This is a genomic window from Pedobacter sp. GSP4, from assembly GCF_051857575.1.
Taxonomy (GTDB): domain Bacteria; phylum Bacteroidota; class Bacteroidia; order Sphingobacteriales; family Sphingobacteriaceae; genus Pedobacter.
Window position 1 is genome coordinate 747,139 of the sequence record NZ_JBPZIR010000001.1, and the last position, 25,816, is coordinate 772,954.

Here is a 25,816-nt window from a genome sequence, read left to right on the forward strand (position 1 = left end):
AAGTACAATTAACCGATTAACCTTTCTTCATATTATCTCATTTTTTTACCTTTGCTCAATCTCTAAAAAATTATGCAAGAAAAAATTATAGTTTTAGGCTCTAACGGGCAAATTGGTACCGAGTTGGTAACCATGTTGCGTAAAATATATGGCGATGATCATGTAGTTGCGTGCGATATCCGCAGGCCTGATTACGATATCAAAAATTCTGCACCGTTCGAATTTGTGAATGTACTGGATAAAGACATGATCAAAGGGGTTTTTCAAAAATACAAACCTACACAGGTTTACCTTTTAGCAGCCTTATTATCTGCCACGGGCGAACAAAATCCAAAACTAGCATGGGATTTAAATATGAACGGCCTGCTAAACGTATTGGATCTAGCTTTAGAGTATAAAACAGCAAAGGTGTATTGGCCAAGTTCAATCGCAGTTTTTGGACCTAATTCGCCAAAAGATAATACTTCACAATATTGTGTAATGGACCCTAATACGGTTTATGGAATTAGTAAATTGGCTGGTGAGCGTTGGTGCGAATACTACAACCAAAAATACGGATTAGATGTACGCAGTATCCGTTATCCTGGTTTGATTAGCTGGAAAGCTGCTCCGGGTGGTGGAACAACTGATTATGCAATCCATATTTTTCATGATGCGCTGAAAAAAGGAAGTTACCAAAGCTTTTTAAGTGCCGAAACCGAATTGCCGATGATGTACATGGACGATGCCATCCGCGGTACCATCGAATTGATGGATGCACCAGCGGATCAGATTTCGGTACGCAGCAGCTACAATTTTGCCGGCGTAAGTTTTACCCCTGAGGTTTTGGCTGCCGAAATCAGAAAACATATTCCAGATTTTACCTTATCTTACGCAGCTAACGACCCCCGTCAGCAGATTGCAAACAGCTGGCCACGTTCTATCGACGATAATTACGCTGCTAAAGATTGGGGATGGAAACCAGAGTTCGATTTATCGAAACTGACAATTGACATGTTAAATAATTTAAAAAAATAATATTTTGGTTAACTGTTTAAATCGGTTAATTGTTTAAATCGTTGTATGGCGCAGTTAACCGATTTGGACAATTAAACAGTTAACCAATCAGAACTACAAAATGGGAAGAGCATTCGAATTTAGAAAAGAAAGAAAATTTAAGCGTTGGGCCAAAATGGCGGTTCAGTTTACGCGTATTGGTAAAGATATTGTAATGGCGGTTAAGGAGTCTGGGCCTCATCCAGAAACCAACTCGCGTTTGCGTACTGCCATGCAAAATGCGAAAGCCGTAAACATGCCTAAAGATAGGGTAGAGGCTGCTATTAAGCGTGCATCTGATAAATCGTTGGCCAATTACGAAGAAATTGTGTACGAAGGTTATGCGCCGCACGGCGTTGCTGTTTTAATTGAAACGGCTACCGATAATACCAACCGTACCGTAGCAAACGTTCGCAGTTACTTTAACAAAACCAATGGTACTTTGGGTAAAACCGGATCTCTGGATTTTGTTTTCAACCGCAAATCTATTTTCCGTTTCGCACCGGTTGATGGTTTGGATTTGGAAGAACTGGAGTTCGAATTGATTGATGCAGGTTTAGAAGAACTATACGTTGAGGCTGATGAAGAAGGTAACGATATTGCTGTTGCACAGGGTGCTTTCGAAAACTTCGGCTCTTTACAAAAAGCATTGGAAGAAAAAGGCATCGAGTTAAAAAGCTCTAAATTAGAGCGCATTGCCTTATCTCATCACGAAGTTACAGAAGAGCAAGCTGCTGATGTTTTAAAGCTAATTGATAAACTGGAAGAGGATGATGATGTGCAAGCGGTTTACCACAATATGGCTGAGTAATTTTATTTGGCATTTTATAAAAAAGGTCCCGATGTAAAATCGGGACCTTTTTTGTTTAGACCTCGCAGGTTTTTAAAACCTGCGAGGTCTGGATACCTGATATTTGATTTTTCTTAGAATTTATTTAAGTTTAAGCATGATCAAGACAATTCCGTTAGCGTATGAAACTTATTATCATATATACAATAGGGGAAATAATAGTGAGATCATATTCCGGGAAGAATCAAACTACCTATATTTCCTAAAATTATTAAAGAAATATATTTTACCTGTAGCAGATGTTTTTGCCTATTGTTTATTAAATAATCATTTTCATCTTTTAATTAGGGTAAAAGAGGAAGATAAGATTACTGTGAACATAGAAAGAAATTTTTCTAATCTCTTTAATGCCTATGCAAAAGCTTATAATAAAAGGTTTGACCGTAGTGGAAAACTTTTTGAAGAACGTTTTAAAAGGAAGGAAGTAGAGGATGAATCATATATTACCGAACTGACTATTATATTCATTCCAACCCACAAAAGCATGGAGTATTGAAAGATTTCAGGGCTTATGCATACTCTTCCTATGCTGCTATATTGTCAGATAAGCCTACATCTTTAAAAAGAAAAAAAGTTATTGATTGGTTTGGAGGATTGTCTTTCTATGAAGAATATCATGAGAAGAAACATCAACAACTTAATGATAACCTAGAGGGTTAATAAGTATTTGTATTTAGACCTCGCAGGTTTTTAAAACCTGCGAGGTCTAATAAGCTATTTCTTATGCGAAAACAACCAAGGCAACAACTCCGGTTCGGCAAATGTGCTATCCCAGCTATTGTGGTTTGCATTTGGGTAAAGCGTAAATTTCACCTCATAGCCAACAGTTTTTAGGCGTTCGGCAATGGCAATTGAAAATGCCGGATCCACTACATCATCTTTTGCCCCATGGAAAATCCAAAGAGGGGTTTTCTGGTATTTTTTAATATTGTTGGTATTATCGCCTCCACATATGGCTATGGCTGCAGCAAACTTGCGGCGTTCTCTTCTTAACAGCTCGTAAGTGCCCATGCCTCCCATTGATAAGCCACCAACGTAAACCTGATCTTTGTTTACATAAGGTTTTTTGAGGAAATCTTTAACCATTCCCTGCAGGGCATGCATAATTTTGGTCGGCTTGCCACCTTCAACAAAACTGATTTTTCTTTTGCCCTTGGCGTCTTTTTCAAAGTTGGCATTCGCCCAAAAGTCATTTGCGGGACATTGCGGAAAAACAACAATCGCCGGGAAATTCTTGCGCACATCACTTTTCAAGAATAGTTTTCCGCCATGTACCAACTGACTGGCGTTATCATTGCCTCTTTCGCCGCTGCCATGCAAAAAGAATATAATTGGATATTTTTCGTCCGGGTTAAAATTTTCGGGAAATAAGATCCTGTAGTAAATAGAATCTTTGCCTTTGATAAAACTTCCCTTGTCGTATTTTTTAAAATCCTGAGCGTTTAAAAAGAGTACCGAAAAAAGAATGCAAATGGTGAGAAAAATCTTTTTCATTTAACAAAAATAGAAAACCCTGGCTACTTTGCAATAGCACAGGGTTTATAACCAAACCTAATTGTCTTTATTTCAGTGTAAAAGAAGCTTCTTTTACATCGCGCGAATTCGTACCGATAAACACTTTAAAATCGCCAGGTTCTGCCACAAATTTCAAATCTGAATTGTAGAATTTAAGATCGTTCTCCGTGATATTAAAAGTAATCGTTTTGCTTTCGCCAGCTTTTAAACTTACTTTCTGGAAACCTTTTAGCTCTTTAACAGGGCGGGTAATGCTGCCCACTAAATCTCTGATGTACAACTGAACAACTTCTTTACCATCATATTTGCCTGTATTGCTGAGGGTAACAGATGCTGTAATTGATTTTCCTTTAGCTAAGGTATTTGCGCTCAATTTAATATCGCTGTAATTAAAAGTGGTGTAACTTAAACCGAAACCGAAAGGATATAATGGATCGTTGCTTACATCCAAATAGTTGGAGCGGAATTTTTCAAACCATTTTCCATCAGCCAACGGACGGCCGGTATTTTTATGTGCATAATAAAGTGGCACCTGACCAACATTTTGCGGGAAAGTAGCACTCAATTTTCCCGATGGATTAACCTCACCAAAAAGTACATCAGCAATGGCGCTGCCGGCTTCACTGCCTGGAAACCAAACATTTAAAATGGCAGGGATATTTTCTTCTTCCCATTTTAATGCTAACGGACGGCCTGTAAACAGCACCAAAACCACTGGTTTACCCGTTTTAGCCAAAGCTTTTAACAGGTTTTTCTGTGTTTCAGGAATCTGGATATCGGTAACACTGCTGCTTTCTCCGGTAAATTCAGAACTTTCGCCTATGGTAGCTAAAATTACATCCGATTTCTTGGCAACTTCTAAAGCTTCTTTAATCATGTCTGCTTCTGAACGTGAATCGTGCTTGTATGTAGGGTTGTGGATGTTTACATAACGGTGCTCCAAAGCAGAATCGGCTAAGAAGTTCGATCCGCGGGCGGTTAATATTTTGGCATCGTTGCCTAAAGCATTTTTTAAACCTTGAAGTACAGTTACCGATTTATCAAATAAAGCTGCAACACTCCAGGTGCCGTACATATTGGCGGTATTATCGGCCAATGGACCAATTAAACCGATGGTGCCCGATTTTTTAAGCGGTAAAATGTTATTGTTATTTTTTAAGAGTACAAAGCTTTCTGCTGCAATTTGGCGTGCTACCTGGCGGTTTTCTGGACTGAAAACTTCTTTCTCAGCCCTTTGTGCATCGCAGAATTTATATGGATCGGTAAATAGGCCCAATTTATATTTTGCCTGTAGAATTAAGCGACAGGCGCGGTTAATTTGATCAATGTTCACTTTCTTTTCGGCAAGCGATTTTTTTAACGTGCCCAAAAAGCCTTCTCCAACCATATCCATATCTACGCCGGCATTTAAGGCCAGGGCAGAAACGGTTTGCAGATCGCCCATGCCATGTGCAATCATCTCAGGTATACCGGTATAATCGGTTACTACGAAGCCTTTAAAGCCCCATTGGTTGCGTAAAACCTCTGTCATAAGCCACTTACTCCCCGTTGCGGGTATTCCATCAACTTCGTTAAATGAAGCCATAATACTCGCTGCACCGGCATCAACAGCTGCTTTGTAAGGTGGTAAGTACTCATTGTACATCCTCACTTTGCTCATATCTGTTGTGTTGTAATCTCTTCCACCTTCGGCAGCTCCGTATAGGGCATAGTGTTTTACACAGGCTAAAATTTCGTTATTGGCCTGAAGTTTACCTTGATAACCTTTAACCATGGCTGCTGCGATTTTAGAGCCGAGGTAAGCATCTTCTCCGTTTCCTTCCGAAATTCTTCCCCAGCGCGGATCGCGTGAGATATCGACCATAGGAGAGAAGGTCCAGTTAATACCACTGGCACTGGCCTCGATAGCAGCAACCCTTGCCGATTTTTGTACAGCTTCCATATCCCAGGTAGCACTCATGCCCAAAGGGATTGGAAAAACAGTGTTATAGCCATGAATTACATCCATTCCAAATAGCAATGGAATTTTCATCCTGCTGTTTTCTACTGCAACCTTTTGTACCGCCCTTATTTTTTCGACACCCTTGATGTTGAACAAACCGCCCACCTGACCTTCTCTGATCTTTTTACCAATATCACTGCTATTGGCCTGTCCGGTGGTAATATCACCAGAACTGGGCAAATTCAATTGACCAATTTTTTCATCAACCGTCATCTTCGCCATGAGGTTATTGATGAAGGTATTCATCTTGGCCTCATCAGCCGAAACAGGTTTTTTAGTTTGTGCTGATCCGTTCAGTACAAACAGGGTTAAAAAAACAACCAGGATATTCGCTCTATTCATTGTATGTGTATTTTATTCTTTTTTCTTATCGTGTTTTCGTTACAAACGATTAACTATTTCCACGCGCGTTAGAAACGCCCGTGAGCTATTTATTTTAATCAACTTTTTTTACTTCGGTTTTAGCCGAAACGCCATTCTCATTTATGGCCTCGATAGTGAAATAATATGGTTTTTGGCTATCCATTGCCTTAAACCAGTATTCGTTAAAATCGTGGATCATAATGCAGTTGTAAAGTTTATCGGCAGCTGTTCCGTAATACAGGTTGTAGGCAAATGCATTATCAACAGGCTGCCATTTGATATAGGCACTGCGCTTGTCTTTTTCGGTTCGCAATACAATTAGGTTTTTTACCTGCCCAGGCTTTTCTCCATTTCCATTGCCAAAAACACGCAGGCCACTAATGGCAAATTTTCCTGTTGGCATATGGATATTTACCATTTTGATGAACCTGGTTTTTACAGCCTTCGGAAGCTCGATATAATCGTGCGGTACATCCGTTTTATTCTGACTTTTATCAACCAAAACCGTCCATTTTTTACCATCAGTAGAGGAAAGGATTTTATATTGATGAAAAATACCTATCTGCTTACCAATAAATTCGGCATCCTGATCTGCATAATTGATCTGAATCGCATTAACAGTGGCCAAGCTGCCCAAATCGGTTTGTATCCATTCGCCATTGTTTGCTGTTTTAGCGCTCCAATAGGTTTTTATGCTTTCGTCAACTGCATTGTTGGCCTGAAAACCGCCCAGTGTTGAAGAAACGGTTACCGGTTTTTTGTAATTGATTAACATCCAGCCTGGTCCTGCGGGCCCATTTTCTTTCCTTTCGGAAGGTAGGTAAAGTGGATAATCCCCAAATGCGGTATTGGTCCACATTACATCATCTTTATCGAAACCTGTTGGCCAAATGCCCATTCTACGTTCCCACGTGTTTTTTACGCAGATAATACTGGTAGAAATGTGCCAATAGTTTTTGCTATTATCCTGAAAGGTTGCCCCATGACCAGCTCCGCGAGAAAATCCTCCGCCCTTATAACTCAAGGGATCGGATTGCGGTGTAGCCTGAATACCATCAAAAAGCGGCTTACTGCCAACCACAACCCCGTCAGCATAGCCACTGAACTCGGTTCCGGGTGCGCCATACTGGAAATAGTACTTGTTGTTGTGCTTGGTCATCCAGGCGCCTTCGGCAAAGGGATCGAGAAAAGTATCGTCCATGTATTCGCCAAAGCGTTGCCAGCCATACCGCCAGCTTTGCAGCAGGTACATTGGGGTACGTGTTCCTTTGGGCTTAAAGGTTTTCCTATCCAGCTCTACACCGTACATAGGGTAGTTGTTGCTACTTCCGTTGTACATGTAAAACCTTCCATCATCATCGGTAAAAAAAGAAGGATCCCAACCACCAATTTCTAGCGAATCGACCAGTGGGAACCATTTGTTACCTTTTGGATCGGTACTGCCCCAAAGCGTAAAGTTTTTGGTGTAAGTACTGCCAAAAACCACCATCGTATCCCCAACAATGCCCACGCCTGGCGCGCAGAGTTCATCTTTGGTTTTGTTCCATGGGCGGAGAAATTTTCTTTCCACAAATTTCCAGTTCAACATATCTGGGCTGTGCCAGTAACCCCATTGATTGGTGCTGAACAGATAAAAATCTCCTTTATAATTTACAATTACCGGATCGGCAGTGGCGCGGTGTTTTCCCCATTCGGTAAAAGATTCGAAAGGTGTATAACCATAATCCACATTAATCGGGTTGCAATAGGTTTTTTGCTGGCCCGAAGCCCCTAATGCCATGCAACTTAATATGATGAGTAAAATATGCTTCATGTGTATGTTGTTAGGAATCAGTTTAATGATCCTGATAATTTTTAGCGTTCAATCTGCCCAAAGCTTTATTTATCTGTGCTTTTTTCAAATCCAAGTTTGGTTAAACCCTTTTGAACATCGGTGTTGCTCATAAATAACTTCCAAAGTAACCTCGATCTATAATTTTCGATCATAACAACCATTGGCCCCTGATCTATTCCTAAATATCTTTTTGGGTACCAGTTGTCTGTTTCAGAAAAAGCATCGTAGAAACCATATTTCCCCCAAACTTTATCGCCCAGGTTTTCGTATAAATGGCGGATCACTTTCATGGATTCTTTTGGTGTATAGGGGATTGATGAGATGGCCGCAGTTGGAGAAATTACGCCAAAATCTTCCTGTGGATTATGCGCTGCGTAGCCTTTAACTGAATAACTGGCAGTTAAGCCCCAGTTGTTTTCGCCGTAACCTTTAAATCCTTTAGGGTTGGCCACACAATAATCGTGGATGGCCAGTGTATGGTTTACATTGTTTTGCCAGTAATCGGCATAACGGTCTTTTAAGCCCTTTGGGTTTAACCCCAAGTACGAGTAATGCGCCCAGAATAATGGACCAACTGAGTTTTTCTGTCCTTGATAGTCTAACGTGAAGGGATGACCATAAACTTCGAACTTGGTTTTAATTTCACCATTTCTGGCCCAGCCCTGATGGTAAACTTCGGCCGGAACGGTATGTGTTGGAGAGGAGGCCGCCAAAACATACATGATTAGACATTCGTTATAACCTTTAACGGGGAAATTCATTTCCCATTTATATTCTGGCGACCAGTGCCAGTACAATACGTTTTGACCTCCATTGCGGTACCAGTTAAAATCGATTCCTTTCCAAAGTTCATCTGCTTTTTTGGCCACAGCTTTTTCTGCTGCGGTTCCGTTTTTATAATACGCATCAATGCAGATTAGGGCCTGTGCAACAAACGAAGTTTCTACTAAATCGCCACCATTATCTTTTCGGCCAAAAGGGCGTACTTTTCCGGTTTCGCCATATATCCAATGCGACCATGCTCCATGAAAGCGGTCTGCTTTAGCCAAGAAATCAAGTATTTTGTTTAACCTATTCAGTCCATCCTTTTTAGTTACATAGCCCCTGTCAATTCCGCTTAAAATGGCCATTAAGCCAAAGCCGGTAGCTCCTGTAGCCACCGTACTTTTATCGTTTTCGGGATAAACATTATCAACATGGTAACGCTCTCTACCTGCTCCGGATGTTGGTTCTGCACCATCCCAGAAATATTGAAAGGTTTGTTTTTGTACCAGATCCAAAAGCTGATCGTCAGTTAAATTTTTCTTAATGCTGAGATCGGGGTTATAGGATTGCTTTTCTTCCTGGGCACAGGATGTACATGAAATCAGTACCAGCGAAAAAAGAAATATGTGTTGAAATTTAAACTTCATTTGTGTGTTGTAATGTTAAAGGTTTGGACCGCTAAAACCGAGGCCTTTCATACCGGATTTAATTTCGGGGGCACTCATAAATAAGTTCCAGATCAGTTTGGTTCTATAATTTTCAATCATCACCACAATCGGCCCTTGGTCTATCGCTAGGGTAGAAGAGGCAAACCACTGGTCTTTTAAAGAAAAAGCATCGTAAAAGCCGTAATCGCCCCAGGTTTTATTGCCCAGTTTATAATAAAAATATCTAAGTGCCTGCATCGATTCGGTTGGGGTATAAGCCATAGAAGATAATGCAGCAGTTGGTGCAATTACACCAACATCGTTACCAGGCGAACTGGCCGTATATCCGTTTGGAATGTCGCTTGCCGTTAAACCCCAGCAGTTTTCGCCGTAACCATAATTGCCTAATGGGTTGGCTTTACAATAGTTATAATTGATTAAGCTATGTGCCTTGGTCTGCGTTTCGTAATTGGCATAGGCATCGGTTAAACCTGTTGGATTAATGCCCATAAAAGAATAATGGGAGAAAAATAAAGGTCCGCTATTGGCCGTACCCAATGGCAGTTGAACGCCATAATAACTGTTGCCGTTTTTCATGGCGCCGTTTTGTGCCCAACCGTTATCGTAAACAGTTTTAGGAATGGAGAAAGTAGGAGAGGCGGCGGCCATTACATAGGTAATTAAGCATTCGTTCCAGCCTTTAATGGGTAAATTCATATCCCAGTTATAGTTTGGGCTCCAATGCCAGTACAGGGTATTGCTGTTGTCTTTACGGTACCAGCTCCACTCAACACCGTTGTAGATGTTGTTAATATCAGTTCTTAATGTCGTTTCGGCAGCATCTGCTCCATTAAAATATTGCCTAGCAGTAATTAAACCAGCCATTAAAAAAGAAGTTTCTACCAAGTCGCCGCCATTATCTTTTACACTGAACGGAATTACTTTGCCGGTATTTCCATCCAACCAGTGTGGGTAAGCCCCATGAAAACGCTCAGCTGTTTTTAAGAAAGATACCATTTTCTGTATCCTGGCCAATCCATCGGCCCTACTGATAAAATTACGGCTGATGCCAGTTATCAGGGCCATAATTCCAAAGCCCGAGCCACCAGAAGTAACGGTATTTCCTGAGGTGTTTCTTTCTCTTGCCAGGCCGCTTGTAGGGTGGCCAAAATCCCAGAAATATTTAAAGGTTTGTTTTTGAACAAGGGTTAGCAGCTCATCGTCGCTAATGCGGGCAAATTTATCGGTATCGTCTAATCCAATGCCCAGGCTAATGGTTACAGGATTAATCAACTTTCCATTTGTTGAAGATTTTAGGGCTCCACTGATAATTAAAGTATATGTTGCAAAGGATGAAAGTGCAGTTTTAGGGACAATTACAATTGTTTTATCGGAGTTTTGCAATTGTTGGTTGTAGGGAATAGCTATTCCGTTAGCGTCGGTTAATTTAACCGCTTCAGCTATGGTTGAACCATTAACAGGTTCAGTAAGGTTAATTTTTACTTCTGGTAAATTATTTAAACCATTATAAATTAATGTGCCATTATATTTATCATTAACGGTAAATGATAGGCTTGTATCATTTACGCTTGGAGATACGTTACCGTTTTTTTTGCAACTGAAAATTAAAAGCATTGCAATGGCTGCCGGCAGATAAAAAAGTTTTGCTTTGAGCGAATTGTTAAGTAGCTGTGTTTTTAACATTGATAGATTTTTGAATAAGCACATGGCAAAATACCATGTGCTTATATGAAGAATTATTTTCCGGCAAGGCCTAAATTGTACAAAGTGTTAATGTAGGCTTGTGGTAGAACAGTATTGTAAACCCTAACCTCATCTATAGAGCCGGTCATAGCACCAAAACTGGTATCTGTGCTTACGGTTTTTCCAGCAATTAGGTTATAATTTGCGCCCATTATTACCTCACTTGGCTCAAATGAATTGAAAAGGCTGGTTCCTGTTCCCCTATTTGGGTAATTTCCAATCTTAACTGCATTTGCCCAAAGGTCAAACACTCCTGAAGAACCATCGTAGGTAATGAGCAGGTGTACCCATTTAGTAGCGCCAATTTTAGGCGAAAGGTTAGCGGCACCGAAATTATTAACATTATCCTGGCGACCACCGCTTACACTCGTAAAATAAGGATGTATCTGTATATAGTCGGTATTGGTTGCAGGGTTTGCATTTGTTTCTAAAATGAAATCCACATTACCATTAAACATTCCCGGCCTTGCGATTTGAAACAGCATGGTTTTTTTAGATCCATTATTTAAAATCTGAACCCATTCGCTTATGGTAAAGCTTTTTAGTGCTGCAGTTTTTAAAGCATCGAATTGTTTGCCGTAATATAAATAACCAGCACTTAAGCCTAAGGCCTGTCCTCTAACACCACCCGGAATAAATGAATCATTTAAAGTTGATGTTGGTGCCGAACTGCTTTTCAGTTCGTTTTTAGTTCCATCAAAAGACCAATAAGCCACTAAATTTTTAGGATAAATTTCATCTGAAGAACTGAAACCATCAATTTTTCCTTCATAAGCAGACGGATCTACATCAGGAAGGTTATTTGGATTATCACTCTTTTTGCAAGATGAAAATATTGCAGAGCAAACAGCTATGCCGAATGCTAAGCGTTTTATATTTAAAGTTGAAACTTTCATTGTTTAATTTTTATGGTTTAATAACCAGAGTTTTGAGTTAAAACGCCTTTACTTAAATCTATCTGAGCTTGAGGAATCGGCAATAAATTATCGCGCGAAGCAATAAAATTGGTTTTTCCAGCGCTCGGTAAAACTGATCCAGAGATCCCCCATCTTACTAAGTCCAAGAAACGGTCGTGCTCCATAGCAAGTTCAATCCTTCTTTCTTTTCTGATGGCTTCTCTTAAAACGGCTTGATCTGTAGTTACAACATCAGGTAAAGTACCTGCCACGGCTCCGATTCTTGCTCTTGCACGCACGCTGTTCAATGCCGCTAGCGCTGCAGTAATGTTTCCTGCTCCGCCAACTTCGTTTGCAGCTTCGGCATACATAAGCACTACATCAGCGTACCTCAATAAGCGGATATTCATCCATCTACCGGCACGGTTATTATATAATGCCCTAAAAGCTGGGTTGGTGTAAACTTTGTGGTTGTATATCGGGTTTTCCCAAGTCGTTGCGGTAGCTTCGCCATAAACAGTCCTATATGTGGTGGCCGCTGTACTTCTATATAAAAAGGTTCTAGCTTTTCTTGGATCGTTGGGCTCGTAAGCATTTTCAAGGTTGGTATTTGGAACATTCCATCCATAACCTAGGTTCCAATCGCCAGCTGCCCTTACACCTTGCCATTGGGTAAATTCAGCACCATTATCGTTAGGTACGCTTGCACTGGCTGTAGCTTGAACTTCAAAAATTGATTCTTTGCTGTTTTCTCCTGATTCTCCGAAGATTTTATCATAAGAAGTGCTCAAATCATATTGACCAGAAGTCATTACCAGATTGGCTGCACCCATTGCTGCTGCCCATTTTTGCTGTGTTAAATAAACTTTTGCCAACAGGCCGTTTGCCATCCCTTTTGATGATCTGCCAACAAATTTTTTATCCCAGCTTACTGGTAGGTTGGCCGCTGCAAACTGTAAATCGGCCTCAATAAAGGCATAGATTTGTGCTGGCGAGCTTTGTGGCACATTATATTGATCAACGGCCAATACCTTATCAATTAATGGAACCCTACCATAAAACCTAACCAAATTGAAGTAGGCATATGCCCTTAAAAATCTAGCTTCTGCCTGCGCCTGTATTTTTTGCGCATCCGTGGCAACGATATCGGTGTTGTTGGCTACTTTATCAAGTACAGTATTACATTTGCTGATGAACGTGTAATAAGCTGTCCACATGCCATTACTAAAACCATTGCTCGGCGAAACTGGAAAGTTATCCATCGTTATCGCATCTGCTCCACCATCTGTAGGAGAACTCCCTTTATCTGCATCATCGCTTCTTACGCTTGTAGCCAAAAAGAAACCAGTGCAATGCACACCGAACGATCTTAAATCGTTATAGGCTGCATAAAGAAATACATCATACGGGCCTGAACCAGATGGATAAGGATAATCTTCAGTAGTGTATTCGCCCTGTCTTTGTGTATCTAAAAACTTTCTACATCCTGTTGAGGAAAATATCATTAATGCAGCTAGTGTAATAACAATACCTTTACGGGTGTTAATATTCTTTTTCATTTTATATTGATTAAATGATTTTTATTTAAAATGTTACGTTTAACCCAACAGAGTATACTGCAGGAATCGGATATACCCCATTATCTGCACCGCCGCCAAGTATATTGCCTACCTGTGGCTCAGGAGAATATCCGGTAGCCTTACTCCAGGTTTTAACATTTTGACCGCTTACAAATAATCTTAATTTTTGGATGCCAACTTTATTAAAGATTTGGTTGTTAAAGGTATAACCCAACTGGATGTTACGTAAACGGAAGAAACTGCCAGACTCCAAGAAATATGAGCTAAATAATAAGTTATTACTCCTCGATGCAATAATAGGTTCTACATTTGAGGTGCCAGGACCAGTCCATGCATTTAACCTGTTGCTTTCGTAGTTAAACTGTGCAAAGTTTGCAGTACGGCGTTGCGTGTAAATTTTATTTCCTGCAACTCCCTGTCCTTGTACAGTGGCATCAAATCCCTTGTAACCAAAAGATATACTTAAACCATAACTGTATGGAGGGAATGGCGTACCTAAATAAGTCCTATCTGCAGGTGTAATTACACCATCGCCATTAAGATCTTCGTAAGCAATATCGCCTGGTAATGAATTGGAAAGGGCTGGTTGTCTGCCTAAATCGGCTGTTGATTGATAGATGCCTACTTGTCTGTAACCATAGAAATACCCTATAGAATTTCCTGTTTCAGTTAAGTTAACACCTCCATTACCTGTAATTTGGAAGTTGCTGGTGTTACCGATCGAGTTAACTATGTTTTTATTGTAGCTAAAGTTTCCAGAGATATTATATGTAAGCTCTTCCCCAATTTTATCGTTCCAGCCTAAGGTAAGCTCCCAACCTTTATTTGTTAATTTACCCAGGTTGGTAAAATAGGTCTTGTTTTCGCCCGGTAAAACAAAGCTGGTTAAGATACCATCGGTGGTTTTGTTGTAATAGTTAAGCTCGGCACTTAATCTATTGTTTAGTGCCCTTAAATCTAAACCAATATCAAAACCTTCAACAATTTCGAAATGTAAGTTTGGATCAGGAATATAAGTAAAATCTACGGCAGGATAAACGTTCTCGCCGAATACTGCAGTTGATGCCTGCGAAACTGTTTGCTGATAAAGATTTGGATCTACACCTTTTGAATTACCTAAGCGGCCCCAAGCCGTTCTGATTTTCAAGAAATCTATTCCCTTAATGTTGTTTTTGAAAAAATCCTCATCACTTAAAACCCAGCCTAAACCAACACTACCAAATGTTCCCCATCTGTTTTGCGGTGCAAATCTAGAGCTACCGTCTCTTCTGATGGTTGCATTTAACAGGTATTTATTTTTATAAGAATAGCTTACACGGCCAAAAACACCTGCATTCGATTCTTCTGCACCGCCACCGCCATTAGTGGTAATGTTATCTCTGGCAATCGCATCTAAGTACCATAAATTTGAATCAAACGGAACTTTTAAAGTCGAATCCGTTCTAGATCCGCTTAATGATGTGCTCGAGGTGAAAATTGAGGTAAAACCAATCATGGCGTTAATCCTGTGGTCATCTTTAATTACTTTATCGTAATTTAAGGTGTGATCTTGCTGATATTTACGGCCTTCAAATGTGTTTTGGTTTATTGTAGTCCGGGCTGTTGCATCCAAGAATGTAGATGTAGGTGTTGTACCTTCACCAATGTTAACCACACGGTATGGAAGTGGGGTATAACTTCTTACATTGTTGAATCCTAAATCAGTGTAGAAGGTAGATTTTAAGGTGAAATCTTTCAAGAATTTGATTTCTGCATATAAACTACCATTAAACCTGTAACCTCTATTGATAGATGTTCTGTTATTTCGATCGATCGCGTAAACCGGATTACCTACCTGTGCCCTCTGAAAAGATGGCATGGTGTTGTATAAACCTGCGCCATTATCAACAGGAACAATTGGGACAGCTCTAATCGCTGTATTCAAAACATCGGCAGTTGGCTGGTTTCTGAAATGGAAACCGGTAAGGTCTGCGCCAATTTTAATGTTATCCGTAATTCTGATCTCTTCGTTTAAACGGGCAATAAATTTTTGGTAATTATTATACTTTATAACACCATCCTGATTATTGTAGCCCAAACTAACCAAGGTTGTGCTTTTCTCGTTATTGTTAGAAATACTCAATGAATTGGTGTTTATTGCCGCATTTCTAAGGATCTGGTTTTGCCAATTCGTATCGCCAGTATAATTGGTAAAATCGAATGGAGCAGCGCCAGCATTGGCCAAAGCAGCCGAATATAGCTTTTTGAAACCTGCCGCATCAACAACATCAATTAAATTATTAACGTGTTGTATACCGTATGTAGTTTGAAAATTAACGGTGGTTTTTCCTCTTGCTGCCCTTTTGGTGGTAATGGCAATTACCCCATTGGCACCTCTTAAACCGTAAATTGCGGTAGAAGATGCATCACGTAATACATCAATGGTTTCAATGTCGTTAGGGTTTAGGTAATCGATGTTATCCTGCAATAGCCCATCCACTACATATAAGGGATCAGCATCTTTAGTACTGGCAATACCTCTTAATCGCACGGTTGGTGCACTGCCAGGCGAACCGGCATTCGAAATCGTCATCCCCGGAACCTTACCTTGCAAAGCTGCAACAGGGTTGGTTACCGCAAACTTTTCTATTTCTTCGCCTTTAACGCTTGAGATGGATCCTGTAACATCCTTTTTCCTTTGTGTACCATATCCAACTACCACCACCTGCTCTAATTCTTTGGATGATGAAACTAATACTACGTTAATTGTTGTACGGTTGTTAACTGGTATCTCTTGGGTAACATACCCAATAAATGTAAATACCAGGGTTGCATTAGCAGGTGCAGAAATGCTGAACGCCCCTGTGGCGTCTGTTTGTGTGCCTGTTTGTGTACCTTTTACCAACACGCTCACACTTGGAATGGTAGACTTGTCGCCTCCATCAGTTACGGTGCCTTTAATGGTAATGTTTTGCGCAAATGCTACGTTAATTGCGAGTAAACAAATTCCGGCCAGAACAGAAATTCTTGTAAAGATTCTTTTCATGCTTGATTATATTTAGTTAATTGTTAGTTAAATGTGAGGTTGTTTTTGCTGATGTGCAAGTGTGATTACCTCTACATTAATACATCATCAGAGCTTGTGGGGTATCTCAGTCAAATAAACCAAATGCGATTTTAGCCCAAAAACGCAGTTTTTTGAATTTTAACATTATATTAACATCTACACAAGTGTAAAATGAACACTAAGTGTTTTGTGGGGCTAATAAAAACGTGATGAGAGGTAATGATGTAGTACCTGTTGGGGCTTGTAGAAGAAAAATGACCGAAAAAGCAGTTTTTATGCAAACGTTCCCGACTGCATTTGAGCGGTAATTTTTATGATTTAGACTATATGTCAGGACGGTTAGAGCTCCATTAAAAACTCTGTTAAATTTTTGTCGTGCGGTACTTCCAGTTTTTTACGCAAGCGGTACCTGCGGATTTCTACACCTCTTAAACTGATGTTCAACAGCGACGACATTTCTTTACTGCTCATGTTCATCCTTAAGTAAGCGCACAACTTTAAATCGTTTGGAACCAGATCCGGATGTTGGGCCTTCAGCTTTTTAAAGAAACTTTCGTGCGCCTCATTAAAACTGTTTTCGAATAAATGCCAATCGCGCTCATCGTTCATCCCATCGTTAATTACCTTCTGGATTTTGCGTGTCTGATCTTCCGAAAGCTTCTTGCCATTTTCATCTTTCAATTTGGTAATATCATCACTCAGTTTTTGGAGAAGCTCGTTTTTATACACCAAGGTCATCGCAGAATTGGCCAGCTCTCTGTTTTTCGAAGCCAGTTCTGCCTGTAATTTCTCGGTTTGCAGTTTAATAATCTGCTTCTCACTGGTTTCGGCTTCTTTCCTTAGTCTTTCTTCCTGCTCAGCCTGCAAGCGGTCGGTAATTTTCTGGCTGTCCCTTTGCAGTTTTCTTTCGTATATTTTTTTGCCCATAATTAAAACCACTACAAATAAAATGGCATAAAACAGGATGGCCCAGTTGTTCAGGTACCAGGGGCGCAGTATGGTAAAGGTGTAAACGGTTTCCCCACTGGCTGTATTATTATCTATTTTGGCCCGAACTTTAAAGGTATAGGTGCCCGAACTTAAATTGGTAAAATCTTTTTGGGTGGCATAACTCCAGTCCGACCAGCTTTTGGAGTACCCTTCAAGGTAGAATTGGTATTTTACCTTGGCCTGCCTATAGTAAGGCAGTGCATAAGAAATCCGGATGTTGTTTCTGCTGTTCTGTATCTCTGTAATTTCATCGGTATTGCCTGCTTCACTGATCAGCGAAAATTTATCGGTAATGTCTTCAACCCGCCTGATCAGGACAGCTGGTAATTTTTGTTTTTGATTATTGAGTTCGGCTGTTGGGTTATAAATTACGAAGCCATCATCAACACTGATGAGGTAGATCGAATTGCTGATTCGGCTGATGTTTTCGTAATACTGAACCATCCTGCCATCCAGAATACTAAACTGGTTCGAATCGATTTCTACTTTTCCAGGTTCGCTAAAGTTAACCAGAGCAGTTTTGCCATGATTGATAAACCAATATTTTTTAGCCCCTGCACTGATAATTTTATTGGAGGTTTCAAAAGAGCCCAGGTTTTTGTTCAGCGCTTCGTATTTGGTAAACTTGTTGCTCAGTTCATCGTATGTATAAAAACCGGCATCGGATGAAAAGACAATTTTATTTTCTAAGTTAAAGATATTGATATTGTAATTGCCCGGAAGCCCATTCTTTTCGTCAAAATATTTGGTGCTGGTTACACCGGTATAATCTGGACTTAGGGTTAATTTAAATAAGCCCTTGTAAGCGTGTGCCACCCAAATATCGCCTTTATTATCCTGTTCAACATATCTGGATGGAGCATTAAAGCCTGCAATTTTGGTTACAAATTTTAAACCGGCACCTGCCGATTCTGTAAATAAGGATAAACCTGTATAAGTACCCTGTACAAGATAATTGGGGTTCGAATTTAGCTTTTTCATGGTCCATCCGCCTGTAGTGCGCGATACCCACTCAATTTTATCGCCAATAACTTTAAATGTGCCGTTATTGTGCCCACAGATCAGCTCATTATCAATAACTGCTAGCTCCCAAACCTGGCCCTGCGAGTTGGGTATGAGGCGGAAATTAAAGGGCAGAAGGTTGGTTGGCGACCATTCGCTGTAAAATAAGCCTTGGTTTGTGCCGAGATAGATTTTGTTATTGAAAATGATACTGGAATAAACCGTACCGAACTGGCCGGTTTTATCGAAGTAAAAGTAAAGTGGAGAGTTAAGCTCAATCCGATCTATCCCGTTGTCAAGCCCTGTCCACAAATTCTGTTCATTATCAGCATATAAGCTCAAAATGGTATTGTTCTGTAAACCGCTGGATTTATTGATGCGCTGCACTACCCTGCCATTTTCATCAATAATAATCAGGCCGTTTAAAATGGTACCATAAGCATAGTATCTGCCCAATAAACTTACACCATTGTTAAGCTGGTACGTTTTTAGGTAACTGTTTGCCGGGGTATTTAATGGTGCAAAATCTTTCCCATCGTAAGTAAATAGCCCATTTTTACTGGTGCCGATAATGAGTCCGGCGGTTTTATAAGGAAGGATGGAAAGGATGCCCTCTTTGCCCAGTTTCTCGCTATTTGGCAGGTGGATCAATTTATTGCCCACAAGTTCAAATAAGCCCTTTTCCAGCACTTCAATCAAATACCTATTGTTAACTTTATGGAGGAACAGAAAAGAAGAAGGGGATTTTACCACCTCAATTTTCTGGTTTTTATAAATGAAGATTTTGGAGAACGACTGAAAGATTACCCGGTCGCGGTCTACATAAATTTTCCAGATCTCGTCATCTATTTTAATCCCATTGGGCAGAAGTTTGGTAAGTGAATTATAGCTTAATTTATTGTTTTTAATTGCCCAGTATCCAAATTCTCCAAATCCTCCGGTATAAATATTACCACTATCATCAGTTGCAACCGATCTAACAATCTGCCTGTTTGGCATCTGGTATTTTTGCCAGTAACGGCCATCAAAAGTTAACAAACCTTCTGCATTACCAAAGTACATTACCCCGTTTTTGTCTTTGGCTATGCTCCAGTTTTGGTTTCCGGACGAATAAACAGACTTCGGATAATTTTCGATATAAGGTACACCTATACTTTTAATGTCAGCAGCAAAAATACGAGTAGAGGTACAAACGACAAGCAAGAAAAGGATACGCAGAAGTTTTTGCATGTAATGCTAAGTTAGGATGCTGTTAAAATACAAATTAAATAAAAAAAAGAGAATTGATTAACTTGTTGATCAACTGAAACAAAAAAGCAGATGCCGTATGAGTGTTTCATACTGCATCTGCTTTATATAAAGTTTGAAGTAAGTTTTAAACTAAACTGATTTTCCCAACCGGCTGCGGTACTTTTACATAATAACCAGTTCCATCATAAGGGCGCTTGCGGGGGTTAGTGGTACACTCAACCGAGCAACAGCCCTGAAGCTGCTCACCACAGGCATCGCATTGGGTAATGTGCTCATTACATTCTGGATTGGCGCAATTGATCATTTTAGGAGTGGTAACACCGCAATTGTAGCAAACAGAAACTACAGTTGGGTTTACTTCATTTACATCAACAGCAATGCGGTTGTCAAAAACATAACATTTGCCTTCAAAATCCTTACCGCCTGCTTCTTTTCCGTATTTGATAATACCACCGTGCAATTGGTAAACATCATTAAAGCCGTGGTGCAAAAGCAGGGCCGATGCCTTTTCGCATTTAATACCTCCGGTGCAATAAGTTAATATTTTCTTGTCTTTATACTGGGCAAGCTGGTTAATCTGCTCAGGGAAATCGCGGAAATTCTCGATATCGAGCGTCACCGCATTTTTAAACTTACCCAGGTTGTGCTCGTAATTTGAACGTACATCCAAAATAACCACATCATCATCATCTTTCATTTTCATGAAATCAACCGGCTCCAAATGTTTGCCCGTTTTTTCGTTCGGATTAATGATCGATTTATCCCTTAACCCCGAGTGCACAATTTCCGATTTATAGCGGCAATGCATTTTGATGAAAGAAGGCTCTTCCACATCATCAATTTTGAATTCTGTTTTGGCAAACCTTTCATCGGCATGTATGGCTTCCATGTAAGCTTTACATGCTTCCGGACTGCCCGAAACAGTTCCATTTAAGCCTTCGTCTGCAACGATAATACGGCCTACCAGACCTAGAGATTTACAAAATTTGAGGTGATCGGCAGCAAATTGTTCTGCATCCGCTATGTAACTATAGCAATAGTAAAGTAATGTCTGATATTTTTTCATAACGCTATTGATACCGTTGCAAACGGCGTTTAAAGCGGGGCAAAGATAATAAAAAAGGTTGAAGGCTAAAAGGTTTAAGGTATAAGGTTTTGTAATCTTTAAATCAAAGCCCTACCATTTTAGGGGAGGGGTGCGAGGGGTTATAGTCCATAAGAAATTCTAAATCCTTGCGTTAACTTACGTCCGCCATCGTAGGCAAAACCATAGCTGGCCCTTAATACGAGGCGCTGTATACCGAAATAAAATTCTTTATAATTTCTTTTTTCAGGAGAAGACAGGTAGCCGCCGCCAATAAATTCTTCGAGCTTCGCTTTGCGCAACAGTGGAATTTTGTTCATAAAGAAGCCAGCAAAATTATGTTCCAGGTGGGCCTCAAAATATTGCTGGTTGGTGCTGAACTGGTAAAAATCCAAATATTGGAATTTCCTGATATTGGGCGGAAAAATGGTAGAAATGTTACCCGAAAAATGCTTAAAATCAGGGTAGTACATTTTACTGTTGTTTACAAACTTACCTGCGCCTACCAAAAAAGAGGTATAGCCCAATAGGCCCAAACCAATTCTATCTTGATACACTTCCGCTTTTATGAAATCATAATCTACATCGCTGCTCAGCACGTTTTTAAATCCTTTTTTATACAAAACTGTAATCCTAGGGTATTTGGATTCGGTATAAAACTTGCCATCCGGGCGGGTAATGTATTTTTGCCCTACTGTATAGGTTAAGCTTGCAGAAGCACTGAAAGAATTATATACCGGGAAAAGTGGTATTTCTTCGGTGGGTGTAAAAGGGTTATTGGAGGTAAATTCGCGGTCTTTCGCATCAAAGAATTTAAAGGTAGAGCTATTGGCCAAACTCTTGTTCCGGCTGTAATCTACACTTGCACTTCCCTGCAGGCCGGTTGCCAGCTCTCTTGTAGTGTTAATATTTGCGAAAGTTTTTTCATAATATTTAGGAAAATTCTTTTCGTAAATTAAAGAGTTGATGGTATTGCCCAAGGCGGTCATGGAGCCTAAGTTGTTGAGGTCGAAAATTCCATTCCCGAATGATGCACCTACGCTGGCCCTTTTAAGCGGGTTGTAGTAATAGCTTCCCGTTAAACTTCCGGTTAATTTTTGGTTGGCAAAACCATACCTCAGTTCCGGCCGGATAGAGTACGATCTCCTGTTTTCAAAATCTTTCCGGTAAGTAACACCGTATTTAATGGCAAAACCTTCTACGGTGTTGTAAAATATAGCCCGCAGAACCGGGTCGAAATGCCAATATTCCTTGTCGTACCTATCGTTAATACTTACCCCTCTAAGCAATAGTTTTCCGATCCCAAATTTGTTGTTTTCTCTTTCTAACGAATCGAGGTACTTTTTAGATTCTTTTAATTTGGCTACACTGTCTTTCTTCACATAGTTTACCTTTTCGTCTTCCGTAAGCGGAACAGGCCTGTTGTTTGTCCAATAAGCGGAGTCTTTTTTGTTAACCATTTCCGTTATTTTCAGTATTTCGCCGTTGAAGAAATTTTTAGGAAAATTGGGCTCGATATCATAGTTGCTGTAGACCCCCACAAAATAACCTGCAATTTTAAAGCCCAAAACATTGCCCGCAAACTGGAAATTGATGTTGGTAGGCATGTAAACATCTTTAACCTTGGTAAACTGCTGATTGATATTTAACGTATCGATAAAGTTGATGCCCGCATTTTTGGTTAAGTACAAATCGGTATTGTAAATTCTCCAGCTGTCGTCTATAATGTAGATAATGCCCCTAAATACAGGGTCGTTTTCACGGCGGGGAATTACCTGTATTTTATGGATCAGTTCTCCGTTTTCCCTGTTTTCGCCCAGCAGTTTATATTTGTAATAGAACATCGCATTATCGGCAATGGGCGAAATAAATCCCCGGGCGCTTAATTTGTTTTCCATCAGGTAATTGTCGTAAAAATTGATTACCAGGTCTGATGCCTTATTAAAACTAAAAGCATTGTTCCTGCCGGCAACCTTTGATGAGATCATCTCTTCATGGATATCGTTTGGCCTCCTAAAACTGAACCTGCTCTGCGATTCTGAAAGGTAAATGATGCCCCTGCGGTTAGTATCGAGTTCCAAAACCTTTTGTATATCCTGCCCGAAAAACTTTTTAGGCGCTCCTTTTAAACGCTGAACACCTTTGATGTAAACATCACAGTTAAAGCCCTTAACTTCGTTTAGGTGTACTTTTCGTTGTTTAATGGCCTTTCGGATAATGGCAAAGGCCGGATCTTCTGCATTGGCCCTTATGTTTACATTTTCTAGCGTATAGCTTTCTGAAGTTAACGTTACATTTAAAGCAAAATCATCAGAAAGGTTGATAATATGGTCCTGTTGTTTATACCCCACCGCCCTAAAGCTCAGGGTCTGCTCTCCGCTTTTTAGTTTTATAGAATACTTGCCATCAACATTTGCCGATGTTCCTGTTGTGGTATTCTTTAAATAAACTGAGGCAAATGGTACGGGCTGTCCATTGGTATCTTTAACAGTGCCTGTTATTGTAAATTGTTGAGCAGATACAATCGTAGTGAAACCACATAACAATAGGAGCGCGCAAATTCTTATCATAAGTTAGATTAGTAAACTATAAATATCGAATAACTTTTAAGACTATACACATACCCATGTGTTAAAGTTTGTTAAGTTGTTAAAAAAAGCAACAATGCCAATTTTGCCGAAAGTACGGCCTATGCAATATGGGATATCCCATACATCAAACGTTTGTCTCATTGATGTAGCGTAAAAATTGCCATTTTAATAGTGTAAGCAGTTTTTTTTATAACTTTGGACGCAAAAATCAACCATATTAAAGGCCATGTATAAAACATTACAACCAGTTCTGCAAAAAGAACTTGAAGAAATAGAAAACGCTGGATTATTTAAACGCGAACGCATTATTATTACCCCTCAGGGTGCCGACATTAAAGTAAGTGGTGGGGCAGAGGTGATTAATTTTTGTGCAAATAACTATTTAGGGCTCTCTTCTCATCCTAAAGTAATAGAAGCAGCTAAAAAAGCGATCGATGATCATGGCTATGGTATGTCTTCAGTACGTTTTATCTGCGGAACACAAGATGTACATAAAGAATTGGAAGCTAAAATTTCTAAATTTTTGGGTACTGAGGATACGATTTTATATGCTGCCGCATTTGATGCCAATGGCGGTGTTTTTGAGCCCCTTTTCAATGCAGAAGATGCAATTATTTCGGATGAGCTGAACCACGCCTCTATTATTGATGGGGTGCGTTTGTGTAAAGCACAGCGTTTCCGTTATAAAAATGCCGATATGGAAGATCTGGAGAAACAATTAATTGCGGCGAAAGATTGCAGACACAGGATTATTGTTACCGATGGTGCTTTCTCTATGGATGGTTCGGTTGCTCCTTTGGATAAAATTGCTGATCTGGCTGATAAATATGAAGCGTTGATCATGATCGACGAATCTCACTGTACCGGTTTTATCGGTAAAAATGGCCGCGGAACCCACGAACATTTTAATGTGATGGATCGTATTGATATTATTACAGGTACTTTAGGTAAAGCATTGGGTGGTGCATCTGGTGGTTTTACTTCAGGGAAAAAAGAAATTATCGATATGCTGCGCCAGCGTTCGCGTCCATACCTTTTCTCTAATACGCTTGCCCCGGCCATCGCTGGCGCATCTATAGCTGTATTGGATATGTTGAGCGAAACTACCGCGTTAAGAGATAAATTGGAGTCGAATACTAAATATTTCCGTGAAAAAATGACTGAGGCCGGTTTTGATATCAAACCAGGCTTCCATCCAATTGTTCCGGTAATGCTTTACGATGCAAAAATTGCACAGCAATTTGCGGCAAAAATGCTTGATGAAGGTATTTATGTGATCGGATTTTTCTATCCGGTTGTGCCTCAGGGCAAAGCAAGGATCCGCGTGCAGTTATCGGCAGGGCACGAGCAGCACCATTTAGATAAAGCTATTGCTGCATTTACCAAAGTAGGTAAAGAACTGGGCGTTATTTAAGCCCTTACATTTATACAGAATTTAAAAGCCGCTTTATGCGGCTTTTTTTGTTTCGGGTTCATTTTCTTTTATAATGCTATTGTAAACTGATTATTTGAACCGGTCAACCCTAAAAATTTTGGATAATTTGCTGTATATTTGAAGCCATGTTACAGGATAAAATAACACAGTATACCGATAAAATCAATGCTTTCGTTACCGAAAAGGCCGACGAGTTAGAGCAGTTCCGCATTAAATATTTAGGAAGTAAAGGCGTAATCAAAGAAATTTTCGACGAATTTAAATCTGTTTCTGTTGAAGAGAAAAAATCGTTGGGTAAAGTTTTAAACGAATTTAAGCAACTGGCTGAAGCGAAATACCTAAGCTTAAAAGAATCTACTGAAAGTGCTGCACCGAAAACTGAAAGCGCACAGCTCGATTTAACTTTGCCTGGCGAAGGTTTCGAAATCGGCTCTCGCCATCCTTTGGCTTTGGTACGTAGGGAAATAGTGGAGATTTTTGCCAAACTTGGCTTTACTGTGGCCGAAGGACCTGAAATTGAAGACGATTGGCATAACTTCTCGGCGCTTAATTTTCCTGAAGAACATCCTGCAAGAGATATGCAAGATACCTTCTTCATTAAAAAAGGTGGAGAAAAGGGAGATATCGCTTTGCGTACCCATACCTCTTCTGTACAGGTGCGCATGATGGAGCAGGGACAGCCGCCTTTCAGGGCAATTATGCCGGGCCGCGTTTATCGTAATGAAGCCATTTCTGCAAGGGCACACTGTTTTTTTCACCAGGTAGAAGGTCTGTATGTAGATGAAAATGTATCATTTGCTGATTTAAAGCAAACCTTGTTCTATTTTGTTCAGGAATTGTACGGAGAAGGTACCAAAGTACGCTTCCGTCCATCATATTTTCCATTTACCGAACCTTCTGCAGAGATGGATATCTCATGTACCATCTGTAAAGGTGCAGGCTGCCCACTTTGTAAATACAGTGGCTGGGTAGAAATTTTAGGCTGCGGTATGGTAGATCCCAATGTTTTGGAAAACTGTGGTATCGACTCGAAAAAGTATAGCGGCTTTGCATTTGGAATGGGTATCGAACGTATTACCAACCTAAAATACGAAATCAAAGATCTGCGCTTGTTCTCAGAAAATGATTCACGTTTCTTAAAGCAATTTAAATCTGCTTTAATTTAA

Annotated in this window: 16 protein-coding genes; 5 read left to right on the forward strand and 11 right to left on the reverse strand. The window is 40.0% G+C overall.

Annotated elements, in window-relative coordinates; translation table 11 throughout:
- Positions 1-72: 72 nt before the first annotated feature.
- The 3 genes from ACS5PU_RS03050 to ACS5PU_RS03060 all read left to right on the forward strand — a co-directional run bounded on the left by ACS5PU_RS03050 (position 73) and on the right by ACS5PU_RS03060 (position 2,381).
- Complete coding sequence (locus tag ACS5PU_RS03050; RefSeq protein WP_439457792.1) at positions 73-1,017, forward strand: NAD-dependent epimerase/dehydratase family protein; 945 nt, start codon at positions 73-75, stop codon at positions 1,015-1,017.
- Between the two features lie 100 nt (positions 1,018-1,117).
- A complete protein-coding gene (locus tag ACS5PU_RS03055) occupies positions 1,118-1,846 on the forward strand; it encodes a YebC/PmpR family DNA-binding transcriptional regulator (RefSeq protein ID WP_439457793.1) in 729 nt (242 codons plus the stop codon).
- A 136-nt stretch (positions 1,847-1,982) separates the two neighbouring features.
- Complete coding sequence (locus ACS5PU_RS03060) at positions 1,983-2,381, forward strand: transposase (RefSeq protein ID WP_439457794.1); 399 nt, start codon at positions 1,983-1,985, stop codon at positions 2,379-2,381.
- 218 nt (positions 2,382-2,599) lie between these two features.
- On the opposite strand, the gene ACS5PU_RS03065 is transcribed toward ACS5PU_RS03060, so the two are convergent.
- From ACS5PU_RS03065 to ACS5PU_RS03115, 11 genes are all read right to left on the reverse strand, one after another.
- Positions 2,600-3,379, reverse strand: coding sequence for a prolyl oligopeptidase family serine peptidase (locus tag ACS5PU_RS03065; protein ID WP_439457795.1), 780 nt, complete (start codon positions 3,377-3,379; stop codon positions 2,600-2,602).
- 67 nt (positions 3,380-3,446) lie between these two features.
- Positions 3,447-5,744 carry a beta-glucosidase BglX gene (gene bglX / locus ACS5PU_RS03070; protein WP_439457796.1) on the reverse strand — a complete coding sequence of 766 codons (2,298 nt, stop codon included), beginning with the start codon at positions 5,742-5,744 and terminating at the stop codon, positions 3,447-3,449.
- Between the two features lie 94 nt (positions 5,745-5,838).
- Positions 5,839-7,578 carry a family 43 glycosylhydrolase gene (locus ACS5PU_RS03075; RefSeq protein WP_439457797.1) on the reverse strand — a complete coding sequence of 580 codons (1,740 nt, stop codon included), beginning with the start codon at positions 7,576-7,578 and terminating at the stop codon, positions 5,839-5,841.
- A gap of 65 nt (positions 7,579-7,643) precedes the next feature.
- A complete protein-coding gene (locus ACS5PU_RS03080) occupies positions 7,644-9,011 on the reverse strand; it encodes a glucoamylase family protein (protein ID WP_439457798.1) in 1,368 nt (455 codons plus the stop codon).
- A gap of 15 nt (positions 9,012-9,026) precedes the next feature.
- A complete protein-coding gene (locus tag ACS5PU_RS03085) occupies positions 9,027-10,715 on the reverse strand; it encodes a glucoamylase family protein (protein WP_439457799.1) in 1,689 nt (562 codons plus the stop codon).
- 53 nt (positions 10,716-10,768) lie between these two features.
- A complete protein-coding gene (locus tag ACS5PU_RS03090) occupies positions 10,769-11,671 on the reverse strand; it encodes a LamG-like jellyroll fold domain-containing protein (RefSeq protein WP_439457800.1) in 903 nt (300 codons plus the stop codon).
- 17 nt (positions 11,672-11,688) lie between these two features.
- Entirely contained in the window at positions 11,689-13,230 is a 1,542-nt protein-coding gene (locus ACS5PU_RS03095; RefSeq protein ID WP_439457801.1) for a RagB/SusD family nutrient uptake outer membrane protein, read from the reverse strand.
- A gap of 25 nt (positions 13,231-13,255) precedes the next feature.
- The gene (locus ACS5PU_RS03100; RefSeq protein ID WP_439457802.1) at positions 13,256-16,276 is read right to left on the reverse strand and encodes a SusC/RagA family TonB-linked outer membrane protein; all 3,021 of its coding nucleotides are present in this window, start codon (positions 16,274-16,276) and stop codon (positions 13,256-13,258) included.
- 360 nt (positions 16,277-16,636) lie between these two features.
- Positions 16,637-19,519, reverse strand: coding sequence for a triple tyrosine motif-containing protein (locus tag ACS5PU_RS03105; protein ID WP_439457803.1), 2,883 nt, complete (start codon positions 19,517-19,519; stop codon positions 16,637-16,639).
- 145 nt (positions 19,520-19,664) lie between these two features.
- Positions 19,665-20,606 (reverse strand): oxygen-dependent tRNA uridine(34) hydroxylase TrhO, encoded by a 942-nt coding sequence (gene trhO / locus ACS5PU_RS03110; protein ID WP_439457804.1) that lies wholly within the window; start codon positions 20,604-20,606, stop codon positions 19,665-19,667.
- Positions 20,607-20,746: 140 nt separating this feature from the next.
- The gene (locus ACS5PU_RS03115) at positions 20,747-23,194 is read right to left on the reverse strand and encodes a DUF5686 and carboxypeptidase regulatory-like domain-containing protein (protein ID WP_439457805.1); all 2,448 of its coding nucleotides are present in this window, start codon (positions 23,192-23,194) and stop codon (positions 20,747-20,749) included.
- A gap of 247 nt (positions 23,195-23,441) precedes the next feature.
- Here ACS5PU_RS03115 and kbl point away from each other — a divergent pair, with 247 nt between their 5' ends.
- Positions 23,442-24,629: a glycine C-acetyltransferase gene (gene kbl, locus ACS5PU_RS03120; protein ID WP_439457806.1), complete on the forward strand. Its 1,188-nt coding sequence runs from the start codon at positions 23,442-23,444 to the stop codon at positions 24,627-24,629.
- 146 nt (positions 24,630-24,775) lie between these two features.
- A complete protein-coding gene (gene pheS, locus ACS5PU_RS03125; protein WP_439457807.1) occupies positions 24,776-25,816 on the forward strand; it encodes a phenylalanine--tRNA ligase subunit alpha in 1,041 nt (346 codons plus the stop codon).